Annotated in this window: 16 protein-coding genes and 2 riboswitches; of the genes, 8 read left to right on the top strand and 8 right to left on the bottom strand. The window is 46.8% G+C overall.

Annotation, left to right across the window (positions count from 1 at the left end; all coding sequences use genetic code 11):
• Nucleotides 1–79: 79 nt before the first annotated feature.
• On the top strand, nt 80–505 hold the full coding sequence (locus NQS30_RS19195) for an organic hydroperoxide resistance protein (RefSeq protein ID WP_007407231.1): 426 nt from the start codon (nt 80–82) through the stop codon (nt 503–505).
• Nucleotides 506–532: 27 nt separating this feature from the next.
• Here the strand turns inward: NQS30_RS19195 and NQS30_RS19190 are convergent, their stop codons facing one another.
• Nucleotides 533–1,042, bottom strand: a complete 510-nt coding sequence (locus NQS30_RS19190) for a MarR family winged helix-turn-helix transcriptional regulator (protein WP_012117386.1) — start codon at nt 1,040–1,042, stop codon at nt 533–535.
• Between the two features lie 73 nt (nt 1,043–1,115).
• Here NQS30_RS19190 and ohrB point away from each other — a divergent pair, with 73 nt between their 5' ends.
• The 4 genes from ohrB (at nt 1,116) to NQS30_RS19170 (ending at nt 3,866) form a co-directional block, all read left to right on the top strand.
• Nucleotides 1,116–1,526, top strand: a complete 411-nt coding sequence (ohrB, locus tag NQS30_RS19185) for an organic hydroperoxide resistance protein OhrB (protein ID WP_003154758.1) — start codon at nt 1,116–1,118, stop codon at nt 1,524–1,526.
• A gap of 140 nt (nt 1,527–1,666) precedes the next feature.
• Complete coding sequence (locus NQS30_RS19180; RefSeq protein WP_043021252.1) at nt 1,667–2,251, top strand: alpha-helical endospore appendage domain-containing protein; 585 nt, start codon at nt 1,667–1,669, stop codon at nt 2,249–2,251.
• A gap of 21 nt (nt 2,252–2,272) precedes the next feature.
• Nucleotides 2,273–2,734, top strand: a complete 462-nt coding sequence (locus tag NQS30_RS19175; protein WP_059367131.1) for a hypothetical protein — start codon at nt 2,273–2,275, stop codon at nt 2,732–2,734.
• Between the two features lie 4 nt (nt 2,735–2,738).
• A complete protein-coding gene (locus tag NQS30_RS19170; protein ID WP_025284627.1) occupies nt 2,739–3,866 on the top strand; it encodes a glycosyltransferase in 1,128 nt (375 codons plus the stop codon).
• Between the two features lie 20 nt (nt 3,867–3,886).
• On the opposite strand, the gene NQS30_RS19165 is transcribed toward NQS30_RS19170, so the two are convergent.
• Together NQS30_RS19165 and NQS30_RS19160 are read right to left on the bottom strand one after the other, a co-directional pair.
• On the bottom strand, nt 3,887–4,912 hold the full coding sequence (locus tag NQS30_RS19165; protein WP_069007506.1) for a BclA C-terminal domain-containing protein: 1,026 nt from the start codon (nt 4,910–4,912) through the stop codon (nt 3,887–3,889).
• 271 nt (nt 4,913–5,183) lie between these two features.
• On the bottom strand, nt 5,184–6,368 hold the full coding sequence (locus NQS30_RS19160) for an MFS transporter (protein WP_012117391.1): 1,185 nt from the start codon (nt 6,366–6,368) through the stop codon (nt 5,184–5,186).
• An 81-nt stretch (nt 6,369–6,449) separates the two neighbouring features.
• On the opposite strand from NQS30_RS19160, the gene yeiL reads away from it, so the two are divergent.
• Entirely contained in the window at nt 6,450–7,121 is a 672-nt protein-coding gene (gene yeiL, locus NQS30_RS19155) for a transcriptional regulator YeiL (RefSeq protein WP_076423997.1), read from the top strand.
• Nucleotides 7,122–7,168: 47 nt separating this feature from the next.
• Here yeiL and metE read toward each other — a convergent pair whose 3' ends face one another.
• Together metE and NQS30_RS19145 are read right to left on the bottom strand one after the other, a co-directional pair.
• Complete coding sequence (gene metE, locus NQS30_RS19150; RefSeq protein WP_218791611.1) at nt 7,169–9,457, bottom strand: 5-methyltetrahydropteroyltriglutamate--homocysteine S-methyltransferase; 2,289 nt, start codon at nt 9,455–9,457, stop codon at nt 7,169–7,171.
• An 83-nt stretch (nt 9,458–9,540) separates the two neighbouring features.
• Nucleotides 9,541–9,695, bottom strand: a riboswitch (SAM riboswitch).
• A gap of 139 nt (nt 9,696–9,834) precedes the next feature.
• On the bottom strand, nt 9,835–10,794 hold the full coding sequence (locus NQS30_RS19145) for a S8 family peptidase (RefSeq protein ID WP_069007509.1): 960 nt from the start codon (nt 10,792–10,794) through the stop codon (nt 9,835–9,837).
• Between the two features lie 219 nt (nt 10,795–11,013).
• On the opposite strand from NQS30_RS19145, the gene NQS30_RS19140 reads away from it, so the two are divergent.
• Entirely contained in the window at nt 11,014–11,847 is an 834-nt protein-coding gene (locus NQS30_RS19140; RefSeq protein WP_059367122.1) for an STAS domain-containing protein, read from the top strand.
• A 45-nt stretch (nt 11,848–11,892) separates the two neighbouring features.
• Here the strand turns inward: NQS30_RS19140 and NQS30_RS19135 are convergent, their stop codons facing one another.
• Genes NQS30_RS19135 through NQS30_RS19125 form a run of 3 tightly spaced genes read right to left on the bottom strand, consistent with a single transcriptional unit; the run spans nt 11,893 to nt 14,852 of the window.
• Nucleotides 11,893–12,654, bottom strand: a complete 762-nt coding sequence (locus tag NQS30_RS19135; RefSeq protein ID WP_012117396.1) for an energy-coupling factor transporter transmembrane component T family protein — start codon at nt 12,652–12,654, stop codon at nt 11,893–11,895.
• Nucleotides 12,629–14,266 (bottom strand): ABC transporter ATP-binding protein, encoded by a 1,638-nt coding sequence (locus NQS30_RS19130; protein WP_122503860.1) that lies wholly within the window; start codon nt 14,264–14,266, stop codon nt 12,629–12,631. Before NQS30_RS19130 ends, NQS30_RS19135 begins: the two co-directional genes overlap by 26 nt.
• Nucleotides 14,253–14,852, bottom strand: a complete 600-nt coding sequence (locus NQS30_RS19125; protein WP_007407218.1) for an ECF transporter S component — start codon at nt 14,850–14,852, stop codon at nt 14,253–14,255. Before NQS30_RS19125 ends, NQS30_RS19130 begins: the two co-directional genes overlap by 14 nt.
• A gap of 179 nt (nt 14,853–15,031) precedes the next feature.
• Nucleotides 15,032–15,145, bottom strand: a riboswitch (TPP riboswitch).
• 148 nt (nt 15,146–15,293) lie between these two features.
• On the opposite strand from NQS30_RS19125, the gene NQS30_RS19120 reads away from it, so the two are divergent.
• Nucleotides 15,294–16,556: a glycoside hydrolase family 18 protein gene (locus tag NQS30_RS19120; protein WP_015417327.1), complete on the top strand. Its 1,263-nt coding sequence runs from the start codon at nt 15,294–15,296 to the stop codon at nt 16,554–16,556.
• Nucleotides 16,557–16,621: the final 65 nt, after the last annotated feature.

The following is a 16,621-nucleotide window of genomic DNA, read 5'->3' as shown; positions in this document are numbered from 1 at the left end:
TTTTTATGCGGAAAGATTGACGCCCTCTATTGAATTGTGTAAAATTAAATTGTACACAATATAATAGAGGTGAATTCACATGACAAAACCATTATTTACTGCAACCGTATCAGCCGCCGGCGGACGTGAAGGGAAAGTCACGTCTTCTGACGGAGTGCTGAATCTTGATGTTGCCATGCCGGGAACGCCAAGAGCAAAACGGCTCGAACATGCCACAAACCCTGAACAGCTGTTTGCCGCAGGATATTCAGCATGCTTTGACAGCGCTCTTCAGCTCGTAGCGAGAAAAGAGCGTCTGAGTATTGAAACAGAGGTCACTGCGCATGTCAGTCTGCTGAAAGATGAAGCAGACCAAGGATATAAACTAGGCGTTACGCTTGAGGTCAAAGCATCCGGCATTGATAAACAGGAGCTTGAAGCCCTTATCCAAAAAGCGCACGGTGTCTGCCCGTATTCAAAAGCGACAGCGGGAAATATTGAAGTGAAGCTTCTGGCAGCAGAATAAAAATAAGGATGCCCATTCGGGGCATCCTTATTTTTTGCCGTGCAGCGTATTCAAAACCTCATAAAGCGACTGTTTTAACTGCTTTAATTCCTCTTTTGACCGTCCCGTCTGTTCCAGCATGGCAATGGGGATATCCGCCGCTGTCTTCTGCAAGGCCCGTCCTTCATCTGTGAGCCTGATCGTCACGGATCGCTCGTCTTCAGCCGACCGCTTTCTCATGATGATTCCGTGCTGCTCCATCCGTTTCAGCATCGGTGTCAGCGTTCCGGAATCCAGGTACAAAAGCTCACCCATCCGTTTCACATTCAGTTCTTCGTGCTCCCATAATAAAAGCAGCGCCAAATACTGGGGATAAGTTACGTTGAGCTTATCAAGCAGCGGTTTGTACCGTTTCGTCATTTCCCTTGAGCTTGCGTACAGCAAAAAACAAAGCTGATTCTCCAGTTTCATATGTTCAAAATCTTTTTCTGCCATTACTTCTTTCACCAACTCTTTGTTTGTTAACGTTACCCCTATTGTAGCCGAAAAACAGTCCATTTCCTATTCCTCATGTTTAAAAATATGAGCAGGGGCAATATATACAGTAAGTACAATGAGGAGGCTGATAATAATGGCATTATTTACTTCAAAAGCGACCGCAGTCGGCGGACGAGCAGGACATATTAAATCCGAAGACGGGGTGCTGGATTTTGACATCATCATGCCGAATGCAAAAAAAGACGGAGAAACCGGCACAAACCCTGAACAGCTCTTTGCGGCAGGATATGCTGCCTGCTTCGGGGGAGCGCTTGAGCTCGCCGCCCAAAAACAAAAAATCGACATGACCTCTGAAATTGAAGGACAGGTCAGCCTTTTAAAAGATGAGAGTGACGGAGGTTACAAAATCGGCGTAACGCTCGTCATTGATACAAAAGATCTTGACAAAGAAACGGCGGAGAAGCTTGTGCATGCCGCTCACGAGTTCTGTCCGTATTCAAAAGCAACAAGAGGAAATGTAGACGTCAAACTTGAATTAAAATAAATAACCGAACGAATATCCCGGATTTTATATCCGGGATATTTTATTAACGAAAACATCAGTAATGATCTCTTCTCTCCCGGAATAAGAATACGATATAGCACTTTTGCATAATAACACCAAGAGAAAAGAGGGAGAAATCGATGTCTCTTCCAAACATACCGAACATCACCCCCGACATTACACTCTCCAGATGTGAGACCCTGAACCTCCTTCTTTCATCCGTGGCTATGGAAGAAATCGGACTATCCCATATTCTGCAGGCGGAAGCGGAAAGGATTCAAATGTTTCTCGGCGCTTCCGGCGATCCCTCCTTGGAGGAATTGTCATCAATCAATAGAAGCACTGAACGGCTCCTGCGCACCGTCATGAAATCACAACTCCTTTTGCAGACGAAGCTTGAGGACATTATCTTCTTACAGGATTCTGAAGCCTGTATGGACCAGGACGACCCAAGCAATCCGAGTAATCCGGGCGATCCTGATGACCCGTGGAATACGGATGATCCAAGTAATCCGAGTGATCCGGGCGATCCTGATGACCCGTGGAATCCGGACGACCCGAGCAATCCGAGTGATCCGGGCGATCCTGATGACCCGTGGAATCCAGACGATCCCAGTGATCCGGAAGATCCGTGTGACGGCCTGTTTTACGGCCGCATTGGCTGCTGTGAGTGCGGGGATTGTGAGGACTGCGGTTGGAAGAAAAAAGGCGGGGAGCGTTCATAAAAAAAGAGACGGGTGAAGCATATGCCGTATCCAAGCATCTCAAAAGCGAAACAGGCATCTTTTGAAGCCATGCATTGTCTCACGATTGCGCTGTTACATATATTATCTGTGACCGTGGATAAAAGAAGGGGTTCAAATTACAAAGAAGAAATCAGGCTGTTCTCCGCATTGTGCCGCTGGCAGATGGAAACAGGCGGCCGTCTGTTTTTAATGATCAGCTTGGAAGAAGAGCAGAAGCAGATGTATGAGCGGCACTTTCTTGAAATGAAGACAGTTACGGAACGAACGAAAAAATTCATTTCTGAAAGCCCGCGCGAATTCCGGGCGCATCCGATTACGAAGCGGGCTGTCAGGCAGCTTCAGGAATGGAATACGGAAACTGCCGAACCTGCCGTCAGATGGGTGCGTCCTGTCATCATCACGATGAACGGCACTCCTGAACGGCCTTGGTTCAATCAACAACTCCAAAATCGGGAAAGGTGAGAAAATGAGCGGAAATGCTGAATGTAAACTGACTCTTTGCATGATTGTGAAAAACGAGGAGAGATACATCTCCCGTTGTTTATCAAGTGTACAAGACATCGCTGATGAGATCGTCATCGCAGACACCGGATCACAAGATAATACAAAAGATATATGCAAAAGCTTTCAGGCAAGAGTGTTTGATTTCGAATGGGAGAATGATTTCGCAAAGGCCAGAAATTACGCCCTGCAGCATGCCGAAGGAGATTGGATTTTAGTGCTTGACGCGGATGAAGAGCTCGATCAGGAGACGGGCCGTTTTTTAACTTCGCTGCTTCATGACGGATTACCGAGCCGGGGTCTTATGAAAATCATCAATTATACGGGGAAGCAGCTCGATGAAAACGAAGCGTTTGAAAGCATGCAGCCGAGACTGTTCCGCAATCATAAAGGCCTTCTGTATCAAGGCAGAATTCACGAGAATATCTCGGCTTCCAATGAGGAAGAAAACAATGCTTTTTTCACGCTCCCATGTGTGATTCATCACTACGGCTACTTGGAGCAGGAAGAAAAGATCAAGCAAAAACATAAACGGAATATCAGCATTTTAAATGAAGAGCTTTCAGAGGAAAATCCTGATCCGTGGCTTGTCTATCATTTGGCAAGTGAATGCTACAGAATCAAAGACTATGAAAAAGCATTACATCTTGTCAACGGCTCAATTTTTCAATTTTTAAGCGAAAAACGAATGCCTCCGTCTCTCCTGTATTATTTGAAATATACAATATTGCTTGAGCTCAAACGGTATGAAGAAGCCGAACAAGGGATTGAAAAAGTGCTCAAGCTATATCCTGATTACAGCAATCTTCATTATTATAAAGGCCTTGTATTATATCATTTGGAAAAGTACAGAGCGGCAATCAAAGCATTTGAAAACGGAACGCAGGTTGAAGGAGAAAACGCTGATCACTTCATTTTAAAAGGTGCCGCCGATTTCAGAGCCTTTTATTATATGGCGAAATGCCATGCTGCATTAAACCATGATATGACAGCCATCGCTTACGCCAAAAAATCCGTGAAGTTCAATCCTCAATTTAAACCCGCGAAAGAACTTCTGTCTCAATTAAAAAAGGATCAGCGGACAAACGCCTGATCCTTTTTTTGCATGTTCCATTAAGATAATCGAATAATGTTTAAAGCTGCACCGACGCTTCCTCCAAGCAATGTGGCCGCACCCAATAATCCGAACAGCTGAAGCTGGATGGTGCTGCCTGCTGGCAAAGTCACAATAAAGGAGTTATTAAAGTTTGCCAAAGACGCGACCGGGGCGATAATCGAACTTGCAGGAGGAGTGCCGTTGATTAAAATACGCGAACTTACAAGCAAGCCGGCCGTTAAATTAATATGGTAGGAAATATAGTACCGTCCCGCCGGAGCAACGGTAAATATGGTATTTGCGGCATTAGCCGTAATATCTGCCGAAAGGTTTTGTTCATTCGGTAAGGAAATGGTCGTGCCGCCGACAATAACTGCGACAACACCGCCGCCCGTATTGCTCGCATAGCCGGAAGTTGCTGTCAGACTTGTTCCGGTGCTTCCGGTCGGTCCGGTGCCGCCAGTAGCGCCAGTGATTCCCGCCGCAGCTAAAAGTGTATAGTCAGCTGAGGCTCCGGGGGTTCCCGCCGGGCTGTTTACGTTCACGACATAGGAGCTGCCGTTATACAATACAACCTGTCCGGGTGTATAAGTGGGAGCAATCAGCGGATTAAAAGCAACAATCCCTTGAAGACCCGCACCGGTGACCCCCGTAGGTCCGATCGCTCCGGTTGGCCCCGTCGCTCCGGCCGGTCCGACTGCTCCCGTAGGTCCCGTCGGCCCCGTAGCACCAGTCGGTCCCGCCAGTGTAGGGATATTTGAGATACTGTCCAATTTTGAACCGAGAAGAAGCTCCTGTTTCATTAAGCTGTCAAGCGTATCACGGACGCTCTCATTCAGGTTAAGAATATCCGCAAGACTTGACGGGGGCCCTGTTAATCCGGGAATCGTTCCGAGCGCGTATTGGATTTTTTCCCCTTCCGCATTCAGAATATGTGCCATTCCCAGCTCTTCCATAGCAATTGACGAAAGAAGAAGGTTAATGGTATCGTCTCTGGAAAGTGTAACGACAGGGGTGATATTGGGCAAATTAGGCTGTGACACAATGTCCCTCCTTATGAGTTGGCTGAAAATCATTTTATTACGAACAAAGTTCCCCGAAATGAGCGTAAGCAGTACTGTATCAGTATATTCACTGATTCTGTCCAAGTTTCTGAATGGATTCCCTTTATAAACCAATTGAGCGGGTTATACCACTGTTTTTGATTTCATCATATATGAAGGAAATACTTTAAATATAGAGAAAATACATCGCACAGCATTCGCAAATCGGTCAAAATGACAGCGGGACATGTGATCGTCTATAAAGCGATGGCTATATATCTTGTGCGTTTCCTGCAAAAACTCTCTTTTTCATTTCAAGTTTTCTGTATAAAAGGGCGAGTAGCATGGATGGGATCGTACAAACAATCATTCCGATAAAGGCATACCGGGGTTCAATTTCATATAAAAAACCTCCGAAAATAGTAAATACCGCAGTGCTCCAGCTGAGAGCAAGCGCTGAATATATGCCTTGGGCTTTCGGGATTTGCGCGGGTGAAATATTTTTAATTAAGTATTTCATAAATGCATAGTGTCCCATCGCGAATGAACAGGCATGCAGCGTCTGCGCAATACAGAAAATGATGACATGAGGAAAGGCAAATACGAGTATCCAGCGTACGGTAGCACCAAGCGCCGCCAAGGCGAGCAAAGAGCCTGCTGTAAATTGATGAAAGTATCGGTCAGCGATTGCAAAGAAGATAATCTCCGCGATAACGGCGATGTTGATAATGATTCCGATGGCATATGCGGGGGCATCGATTTCCTGCAAAAAGAGATAACCGTAATTGTAGTAAGATGCATGTGCCGCCTGCAGTAAGATAACGATTGCGAGCACCAGACCGAAATATTTGATGCGGAATAAGGCAAACATGCCCTCTTTTCTTGCGCGGTCTGTTTCCGGCCGTTTTGAAAGAACAGCAGGCGCATGCATAAAGCTGAGGCATGCGAATATCAGGGTGCCCAAAAGCAGTGCCCATAAAATCGCTTGATCTCCGAATATACCTGTAAAGACGGACAAGATGACGCCGGCTGAAACAAAACCCGCGGACCCCCACTGTCGGCTTGTCCCATAGGCCTTTAATTCGTTATGCTGTACAAGGACGCCGCAAGCGCTGTCTAAAGCAGGCATTAAAGCAGGGTAAAACACATGCAGCACTAATGTGACAAGAAGCAGGCTCTGAAAAGAATCAGCGGGAATATAACATAAAAGTGCGAGAAGCGTCCCGATTCTGGCGCCGTTTAATAAGGCTTTGCTGCTGAATTTTCCTGATAAATAAGGGAAGAATAATAATGTGGAAATCCCTCTTGCCGCCAAGCCCAGGCTCATAATGAAACTGGCTTCGGATACGGAAACCCCTTTTATATGCACCATCCATCCCGTCCAATAGGGCAGAAAAACACCCCATGTCATAAAAAAACTAAAAAAATGCAGACTCATCCAGCGATATGCTTTCATTCCCGTTCCTCCTTTAATTGGCATGTTATCATGTAAAGACATAAAGACAATATGAGATATCTCATATTTTTGGGGTGGACGATGGAAGTTTATAAAGGCGAGAAAAAGCGGCATCAGTTAGAAAAACACTCAATCGCGCATTTATTCTCTTTCCCCGCTGAAGAGTTTATGGAAGTGCGCGAATATGAGCGGGACGAATGGATTATTCAAGAGGGCAGGAGGCCTGACTTCCTGTTTTACGTGATTGAAGGAAAAGCGAAAATATATGTAACCCACCAAAACGGGAAAGTTTCTTTAATTAATTTTATCAACAAAGATGATTACATCGGAGAGATGGAACTATTACATGAAGTGTATTACACAAAAGGAATTCAAGCCTCAGCGAAGACTGTTTGTTTTGCTCTGCCTATTTACCGCTGCCGCGCGCAATTGCTGCAGGATGCGAAATTCCTGCGTGAATTGGCTAAGTTTTTAAGTGCTAAGGCAACGCTTATGGCTTCGAAATATTCACAAAGTCTGGCGTTCCCGCTTGAAAACCGGCTGGCTGATTTTATTTTGCAGACAGCTTATGAAGGGGTTTATAAAGAGAAGCACGTAACGGTCTGTGATTATTTGGGTGTATCTTACCGTCATCTCTTGCATGTGCTGACGCAATTCTGCCAAAAAGGGTATTTGCAAAAAGAAGGGCGGGGCTATCAAATTAAGCAGCATGATTCACTAAGTGAACTTGCGAAGGCGCTGAAGAATAAGTAGCACGCCCAGAAAAAACAGCCACCCGCGATTTGCGGATGGCTGTTTTTTTATACAAGCTGAGCTTGTTTTTTTCGTGCCTGTTTCGCGGCGTCGACCATATTTTTTAATGCCGCAACGGTTTCTTCCTGCTGTCTTGTTTTCAGTCCGCAGTCCGGGTTTACCCAGAAGCGGTCAGTCGGACACACTTCAAGCGCGTCATCAATAATTTGATAGATTTCTTCAGTTCCCGGCACACGCGGGCTGTGAATGTCGTATACACCGAGTCCGAGGCCTTTCACGTAAGGATGTTCTTTCAAATATTCTAAAAATCCTCCGTGGCTTCTGCTGTGTTCGATTGTAATGACATCCGCGTCAAGATCATTGATCGTATCTACGATATCTTCAAAGTTGCTGTAACACATATGCGTATGAATCTGCGTCTCATTTTGCACAGAAGACGTCGTTAACCGGAATGCTTCTGCGGCCCAAGTTAAATATTCATCCCAATCCTGCGTTTTTAACGGCAGTCCTTCGCGGAGCGCGGGTTCATCCACTTGGATAATCTGAATACCGGCATCTTCAAGCGCTTTTACTTCTTTTCTGAGGGCAAGCCCGATCTGGAAGGCGATTTCTTTTCTTGAAATATCCACACGCGGGAATGACCAGTTTAAGATGGTGACAGGTCCCGTCAGCATGCCTTTCATGTGTTTTTCCGTCAGCGATTGGGCGTAGACCGTATCTTTTACCGTCATCGGTTCGATAAATTCGACATCTCCGAAAATGACAGGCGGACGTACGCAGCGTGAACCGTAAGACTGCACCCATGCATATTTCGTAAAGGCGAATCCGGCCAGTTTTTCACCGAAGTATTCGACCATGTCCGTCCGCTCGAATTCTCCGTGAACGAGCACGTCTAAGCCGATTTCTTCCTGAATGTCAACCCAGCGCTTCGTTTCCGCATTAATAAAGGCTTGGTACTGTTCATCCGTCCAATCTTTTTTCCGCCATTTTTGCCGTGCGCTCCGCACCTCTGCAGATTGAGGGAAGCTTCCGATTGTCGTCGTCGGCAGAAGGGGAAGACCGAGTGATTCATTCTGCAGCGCCAATCGTTCTTCAAAGCTTGCCTGACGGGAGAAATCTTTTTCCGTCAGCTGATTCAGCTCTTCTTTTTGAGCTGAGTTCGCTCCTGTTGCGAATGCTTTTAAAGCCTTAAGTGCCGCTTTTGATTCTTCGATCTGCTCACTGACGGCCGCTTTGCCGGACAGAAGCCCTTCTTTTAAGACGCCGAGTTCCGCCAGTTTTTCTTTAGCGTATGACAGGCCGTTCAGCAAATCCTTTTCAAGATGCTCGTCAGGGTGTTTCGCCACCGGCACGTGCAGAAGGCTGCTTGAAGGCTGAATCCATAACTCCTCAACATCAGCGTGGCTGAGGATATCCAGAGCTGCATCAAGGCGTTCTTCAACATCGATTTTCCAAATGTTGCGGCCGTCGACCACACCGGCTGCCAGCACTTTATCTTTCGGGAAGCCGTGCTTTTTCAGCTGATCAAGGTTTCTGCCTTTATCATGCACGAAGTCAAGCCCGATTCCCTGTACGGGATAAGAAACGAGTTCTTCATATGCATCAACCGAATCGAAGTATGTCTGCAGGAGGACATTCAGCCCTGAAAGCTCTTTTGTAATAGATTCATAGAGTTCTTTTGCGGCACGGACGTCTTCAGAAGAAGCTGTCACAAGGGCCGGCTCATCGATCTGAACCCATTTTACGCCTTCAGCTTCAAGTTCTTTCAGCAGCTGAACATAAAGAGGAACAAGGCGTTTTTGAATCGCTTTCGCTTCTGATTCTTCGTATCCTTTCGCAAGTGTGACGAATGTGTACGGACCGACGATGACAGGTTTTGTTTCCGCTCCGAATTCTTCTTTGATCCGGCGGTAGTCGTCAAGCTGTTTGTTTCTCGTCAGACGGAATTCAATGCTTTCGTCATATTCAGGAACGATGTAATGGTAGTTGGTATTAAACCATTTCGTCATTTCACTGGAAACGGCGTCTTTTACACCGCGGGCAATCGCAAAGTATGTATCAACGGGATCCGTGATGCTGCGGAATCTTTTCGGAATCCAGTTAAAGCTGACGGCTGTATCAAGCACATGGTCATAATGGGTGAAATCAGAGACCGGCACGATATCGATATGTTGGTCAAGCTGTGTTTTGACAGCTGATAAGAATAAACCGTCAAGCTCTTTAAGAAACGTTTCTTTGTCAGTGTTTCCTTTCCAATAAGCCTCAAGCGCTTTTTTCCATTCTCTGTTCAAGCCGATTCTCGGAAAACCGAGGTTCGAAGTTTTGATTGTTGTCATTAAGTTTCCTCCTTTAAGTGAGATGTAACAAAAAAGCCTCTTTCTCATGAGAGAAAGAGGCTTTAACTTCAAAATGCAAGCCTCTCTTATCTCTCAGATCACGTCTGATGGAATTAGCACCGTGCCTTATGAGACAGTCGTCTCGGCGCAAAAATCACGCGCCCCATTTCACAATGGAATTACGGTCGGTTGCTGTTGGGGTCAAAAGGCCAATCCCTCGCCCAACTCTCGATAAGAGAAAATATTTCAATTTTTTTGAAAAGTTACATCATTTGTTGGTTATCTTATCAGCTTATTCAGATCACTGTCAATAGAAAATCTCACATTTTAAAAATTGGTGATATGACAAGCTGATCAATCATTATATGAGAAAAATATCAGAAAGACAGCAGCTGTGCCTGTTCGGCTCTTTCCATCAGTACTTCAGGCGCGTCTAAATACAGAAATCCGTTCCCGGCCAATGTTTTGGCGATGTCCAAAGGAAGGGTCCGCCGCACGAGCTGGGCGTAGACTTCAGCCTCAGAAAGCGTCCGCTGAAACGCGTCCTGTTCAAGCCCTTTTATTAAGGCAAGCGCTCCGCTCACATGCGGGGCGGCCATTGAAGTGCCCGTCAGTTTCCCGTATTTATGGTTGGGAAGGGTGGAGAGAATATTTTCTCCCGGAGCCACCAGGTCAATCTCTTTATTGGCGTTTGAAAATTCAGACGATTTACGGGCGATTGAGACTGATCCGACTGCGATCACTTCGTTGTAAGCGGCCGGATACGACAGTTCCTCTGTACGCTCGTCTCCGTCGCCTTCGTTTCCTGCCGCGCAAACGACCAGAACACCGCTTTTTACCGCATTTGTGACGGCTTCTTTCAATTCAGGCACATCGCTTGGCCCGCCGAGTGACATGGAAATGATATCTGCCTTTTGTTCAACGGCGTAGTTGATGCCGTTAATGATCCATTCGTATTTGCCGCTGCCGTTTTGACCGCCGAGAACTTTAACGATTAAAAGGCTTGCTTCCGGCGCAACACCCGAAATTCCGCCGTTTGAATCATTGGCGGCAATCGTTCCGGAAACGTGTGTCCCGTGTCCGTTATAATCGGAAATCACGTCTTCTTTGCCTCCGTCATCATCGGTGAAGTTTTTCCCGCCGACAATCCGGTCTTTCAAATCAGGATGATTGATGTCGCAGCCTGTGTCAAGCACCGCGATTTTAATATCCTTGCCTTTAAACCCTTTTGCCCACAACTCTGGCGCCTTAATCACTTTAATCCCCTCAGGAAGCTCGTTCACATCCATGATCTGTTCATCCGTGACATAAGGAATCAAATGCATTTCACCATTCATAAAAAAGCCCTCCTTTTTTATGCTTGCGAGTGGATACAAGGGTGTTGCTACTATTTTATGGCAGAGCATGCCGGCCGGAAAGAGTCATTTGAAGCATTTTCATAAAAAAGGCGTAATCTATCGCACTAAAAAATTTCAAATAAATGGATAGTTTAACAGCTTTTATTTTCATTCATGATCCGCTGACGGTATAATTGGAATTGGGAAAGGAGAAGAGATATGAAGATAAGTGAAGCATTATACAACTATTTTTCAGAACAAGTGGATCAAATTGCGAAAGAGTGGATCGAAACGATGGAAGATTCGGATCCGAATTCGATTTATTCTTTGACAAATCCCGTCATCACAGAAGAACTAACGGAGCAGGATAAAGAATTTTACCGGCATATTAATAAAATGTATATCATGCCGAAAAAAGAATTTTTAGAAGAGTTCGAGCGGTGGGTGATTGAGCTTGCGAAAGACCAGAAGCATCTGGATACTCCCGTTCAGTATGTGGTCCGTGAATTCATGAGAAACCGGAGACTATATGTCAGTTATTATGATGCGTTTGCCGATAAACATGAATCTTCGTTTGCACAGGGAGAAAGGAAGAAATGGGAGAATTTAATTGTACAAGTATTTGATTTTACGATTTATACGTTTGTCGATCATGCCGAGCATAACTCAAAAATGCAGCTGAATGCGCAAAGAGAAATGATTTTGGAGTTAAGCTCGCCGGTTATCACACTGAGCAAACGGACGGCGCTGCTGCCGCTTGTCGGCGATATTGACACGGAGCGCGCCAAATTCATTCTTGAAAATACGCTGAGCACATGTGCAAAACGGCTGATTGAACATCTGTTAATTGACCTGTCGGGTGTAGTGGTTGTCGATACGATGGTGGCGCATCAGATTTTTAAATTAGTTGAAGCGCTGAAATTGATCGGCGTCACGTCCACTTTATCCGGAATCAGGCCGGAAATCGCTCAAACCGCCGTACAGCTCGGCATTAATTTCTCAGATATTACGATCAAGTCCAATCTCGCTCAGGCTCTCAATTATCATCAATAACATACATAACAAAACAGGCTGCCGAATCACTCCGGCGGCCTGTTTTTATACAAACAACAATGAAATGAGCCAGCTTGCGCCGAATAACAGAAGCACGAGCAGGAAAAAGCACCAGTCGGCGCGGCGCACGGTAACAGTTCTGTAAAACGTGCGGTTTCGGCTCCCCGTAAAGCCTTTAGATTCCATCGCGATCGCCGTGCGTTCCGCCTTTCTGATTGCGCCTGCCAATAGCGGAATGGTGAAGCGCCTGAAGGCGGAGAGCTTTCCTTTCAGCCCGGAATCAGACGCCGCGCCCCTGATTCTGTGCGCCTGCCGGATGATCAGGATTTCATCTTTCAGAAGAGGGAGAAACCGGAACCCCGCGATAACGCCGTATGCAAGCTTGGGCGGCAGCTTACACTGCTGAATCAGACTGAGCATGAACAGAATCGGATCGGTTGTGAAAAGAAACATCATCGACAAAGCGGAAAAACATAAAATACGAAACGCGATAGAAATCCCGAGCGCCGCGTTATCACTGTTGACGGCAATCGGCCCGAGCTTAAACAGCAGGTTGCTTCCGGTTGTCGGGATGTTTCCGAATACGGCGGCTGTCCATAAAGAACCGAAGGCCAGAATGACAAACGGAATCGTGAACAGCAGCCATTTTTTCAGCGGCACACGCCCCGCCGAGAGGACGCCTCCCGCAATGATGATATAAAACAAAGCAGGGGTGTACGGATTATAAATAAACGACAGCATAATGACGCATAACAATACAGCCGCCGCCTTTATTGACGGGTTAACAGCCTCCAGCCGCAAGTTCATTTCTCCGCCTCCTGTCGTGTCTCATCCATTCATACCGCAGCGGCAAAGCCAAATGCGCCTGCTCGGCGATCCCGGTGTTATCAGAAAACAAAGCGTCGGGAGTTCCCCGGAATACCAGTTTCGTGCCGCAGAGCACAAGGATCGTGTCGGCATAATCTGAGACGAGTTCCATATCGTGTGTCACCATCAAAACAGCCGTTCCTTCCTTTTGAATCTCACGGAGCATTTGCATACACTCCCGCGCCGTTTTGGCATCCTGTCCGAAAGTCGGTTCATCAAGCATCAAAACGTTCACATTGTGCATAAGCATCGTTGCGACGCTGAGCCGGCGTTTTTGTCCTTGGCTTAAAGAAAACGGATGCTGTGAGGCATGGCGTCTCAGGCCGAATCGGGTTAACAGCTGAAGAGCTTTCTCCTTTGCGGCTCTGCTGCTTTCAAAACCGAACATCAGCTCTTGAATGACGGAATCTGTGACAAACTGGTGTTCAGGATTTTGGAAAACATATCCGATCAGCCGCCGCAGCTCTTTTTCAGAATAGGAATCAATCGGTCTGCCGCCTATTTTGATGCCTCCTCCCAGCGGACGGATGAGCTTGGCCGCGGCAGACAGGAGCGTGGATTTTCCTGTTCCGTTAGGGCCGGCAATCGCGGTGATTGAACCTTTTTTTACGGAAAAGCTCACATCCTGAAAAATGACGTCTGCCCCTCTTGAGAATGACAGCTCGTGAACGCTCAGCGCGTCTTCTGCCGAAAGCGCGGCGGGCCGGGGTTCGGGCAGAGACGGTACAGATTCTTGAAACAGCTTTTCTTTACACAATGTAAAAGGAATGCTGACGTGCTCCTGCAATGAGATCACACGCGGAATCGGAATGCCGAGCTGCATCAGCTCTTCAATCTTTGTTTCAAAGATAACGTCCGTCTCTCCGTCCATCACCTTCTGACCCGTTTCGTCAAGGACAATCGTCCTGTCCACCCACGGCGCCCAATGATCAAGCTGATGTTCGATAACGAGAAGGCCGAAGCCTTTTTTTGCTTGAAGATCTTTGATCAGCCGCACTAATTCACGTGCGGAATATGGATCGAGCTGTGCCGTCGGTTCGTCCAAAATAATGAGTTCCGGTTCCATCGCAATGATACAGGCAAGCGCCACTTTTTGTTTTGAACCGCCTGACAGCGAAGCGATCGTTCGCGTTTTCAGATGAGTGATCTCTAATTTTTCCAAAACGTCATCGATGATTGCGTCCATATCTTCTTTTGTATATTGCAAATTTTCCAGGCCGAAGGCGATTTCATCTTCAACCGTCAGCATGCAAAACTGCTGGTCCGGATCTTGAAACACGACGCCGATGGATCTGGCGGCGGGCTCTGTCAGATGTGAAAGAGGTGTTCCGTATAAAGAAACGGTTCCCGATTGAACCCCATCGCATGCTTCCGGGTACAGACCGTTTAAACAGAGAGCGAGCGAGCTTTTGCCGCATCCGCTCGGTCCGAGCAATAAAGCCCGCTCTCCTTTCCGGAGCTGAAAGGACACGTTTTGAAGAATCGGCTTTTCATCCTGATCATAAGAAAAGGTAAGACGGCCGGCCGATAGAAGGGGCTCAGATGCCTGCATCTTGGTTCACCTGTTTCTTTTTCTTCTTGAATTGTTTTCCGAGCGCCATGCCGTTCAGCACTCCTGTGTAAGCCAGCGCATCACTGATTGCTTTGCCGAGAAGGCCGGCAAGAAGCGCACCTGAGATCAGACGGATGAGAAGCATGACGGCTAATAAACCCGGATTCAAAACAGAGTATCCGGAAACGAACAAGTCATAAATGAAGCTCGTCACAGAAGACCCCATACCGGATAAAAGAAGCACGGGCAGGGTATACACCCGCCAGCGTGTCGCAAAAAAGACCGCTTCCGCACCGATTCCCTGTGCGATCCCGATCAGAATCACCATCGGTCCTGACGGATTTCCGAGTAAGCACTCCACAAACGCGGCGATGATTTCAGAAACGAGAGCCGCTCCCGGTTTTTGAATAATGTACGCGGCAATTACCGAGACGATAAACCAGATACCGTAAATCGGTTCGTAGCTCATCCGGCCGAAAAATCCTGCCGCTATATTGCTTGCATGAGTTGATACTAAATAAATGACAGCAAATACAACACTGATGACGGACATGACGACAATTTCTCTCATTTTCCAATTTTTCATTGTGATCTCCTGCTTTCTTATCGGATAGTCGTATGTATGAAAGAGTTGATTTTACAGGCGGTTTATATTCAGTTTCATATTGCGGTGTCCTCCCCCGTTTTTTAATGAAAAATAAAAAACTGCATATCCGAGGGAATATGCAGCAGCAGAACGAAAACGCATGGGGAAAAACCCTGCGCTCCGGTCAATCTGCACTTCCCCACGCTGGTATTATCCAGATCGGGTTATAAGGGATCAAAACACGCCTGCCGCATGTTTTATCTCAGCCGATAACAGCACCCCTAGTGCGTTTCCTATACAGTTTTTTATGATGACATCATCATAGTTGATCATGTCTGATTTGTAAACAGCCTTTCTCCGAACAGAGTTTGGAATCGGAGCGGAAGATCATTCATAAAGATAAGAAGAGCCCTTTTGATCAAAAGGAAACGGAGGACATCTATGTTTGTTCATACAGTGCAGTCTGGCGACTCGTTATTTTCCATCAGCAGAAAGTACGGATACCCTGTTGACAGCATCAGAAGCGTCAACGGGCTTGAGGAAACGAATATCGTTCCGGGGCAGGCGCTTTTAATCCCTCTTAATGAATATACGGTTCAGCCGAATGATACGTATGCCGTTATCGCAGGTAAGGCTTATGTGCCGCAGATGCAGCTGATGCAGGCAAACCCGGATATTCCGCCGAACCGGCTGCGGGCGGGTATGAAAGTGAAGATCCCTGATATCTCTAACTATCTTGCGGGAACCCTGCAATTTTATGTCATTCGGACGCCTGAAGCGGATAGAGAGCTAATTAATGATTTTGCGCCGTATTCTTCGGCGATTTCTTTGTTTGAATATCATTTTGGCCCGAATGGAGATATCATTAACGATTTAAACGACAGAACCGCAATAGAAACCACATGGCAGAACAGAGTGCGCCCGCTTGCCGTCATTACGAATCTGACAGAAGGGGGATTCAGTCCGGAATTAGCCCATCAAGTGCTGCAAAATCCGACGGCAAGAACGAATCTCGTCAACAATATCGTCTCCTTAACCGTAAGAAAGGGATACGGCGGTGTAAATATCGATTTTGAACGGATCAGAGAAGCTGACAGGGACCTCTTCACAGGATTTCTCCGGCAGTTAAAAACCCGGCTTTCAGAGCATCAGCTCGCGTTAACGATATCGGTTCCGGCGAAAACAAGTGATGCAGTGCCGTGGCTGAGGGGATATGATTACGGCGGAATCGGAGCCGTCGTCGATTATATGTTCATTATGGCGTACGACTGGCACCATGCCGGCAGTGAGCCGGGACCCGTGGCGCCTTTGACAGAGGTCAGGCAAACGATCAATTTTGCCATCAGCAGGGTGCCGAGAAGAAAAGTGATTCTCGGTGTTCCGCTGTACGGGTATGATTGGGTGATTCCGTACCGTCCCGGAACGATCGGATCCGCCATCTCCAATCAGCGCGCCATGGAAACGGCCATGAAGCATCAATCAGTGATCCGTTATTCCCAGCAGGAGCGTTCCCCTTACTTCCGGTATACTGATGAAAATGGAAGAACGCATGAAGTGTGGTTTGAGGATGTGCGAAGCATGAGTGAAAAAATGGTTCTCGTTCGGGAGTTCGGACTGCAGGCGATCGGCGCGTGGCAATTAACGCTCGGTTTCAAACCGGGCCCGTGGCTGCTTAGGAACTTTTTCACGATCCGAAAAATATAGCTGCATGTCCTGCTCTGCAAGTGATTTTTTCTTTTCTATGATAACGGGTCTTCTTTTGGACAATC

The sequence above is a fragment of the Bacillus sp. B1(2022) genome (genome assembly GCF_040259625.1).
GTDB classification, from domain to species: domain Bacteria; phylum Bacillota; class Bacilli; order Bacillales; family Bacillaceae; genus Bacillus; species Bacillus velezensis.
The sequence above is the reverse complement of the archived record's forward strand: the minus strand, read 5'-3'. Positions and strand labels throughout refer to the sequence as shown.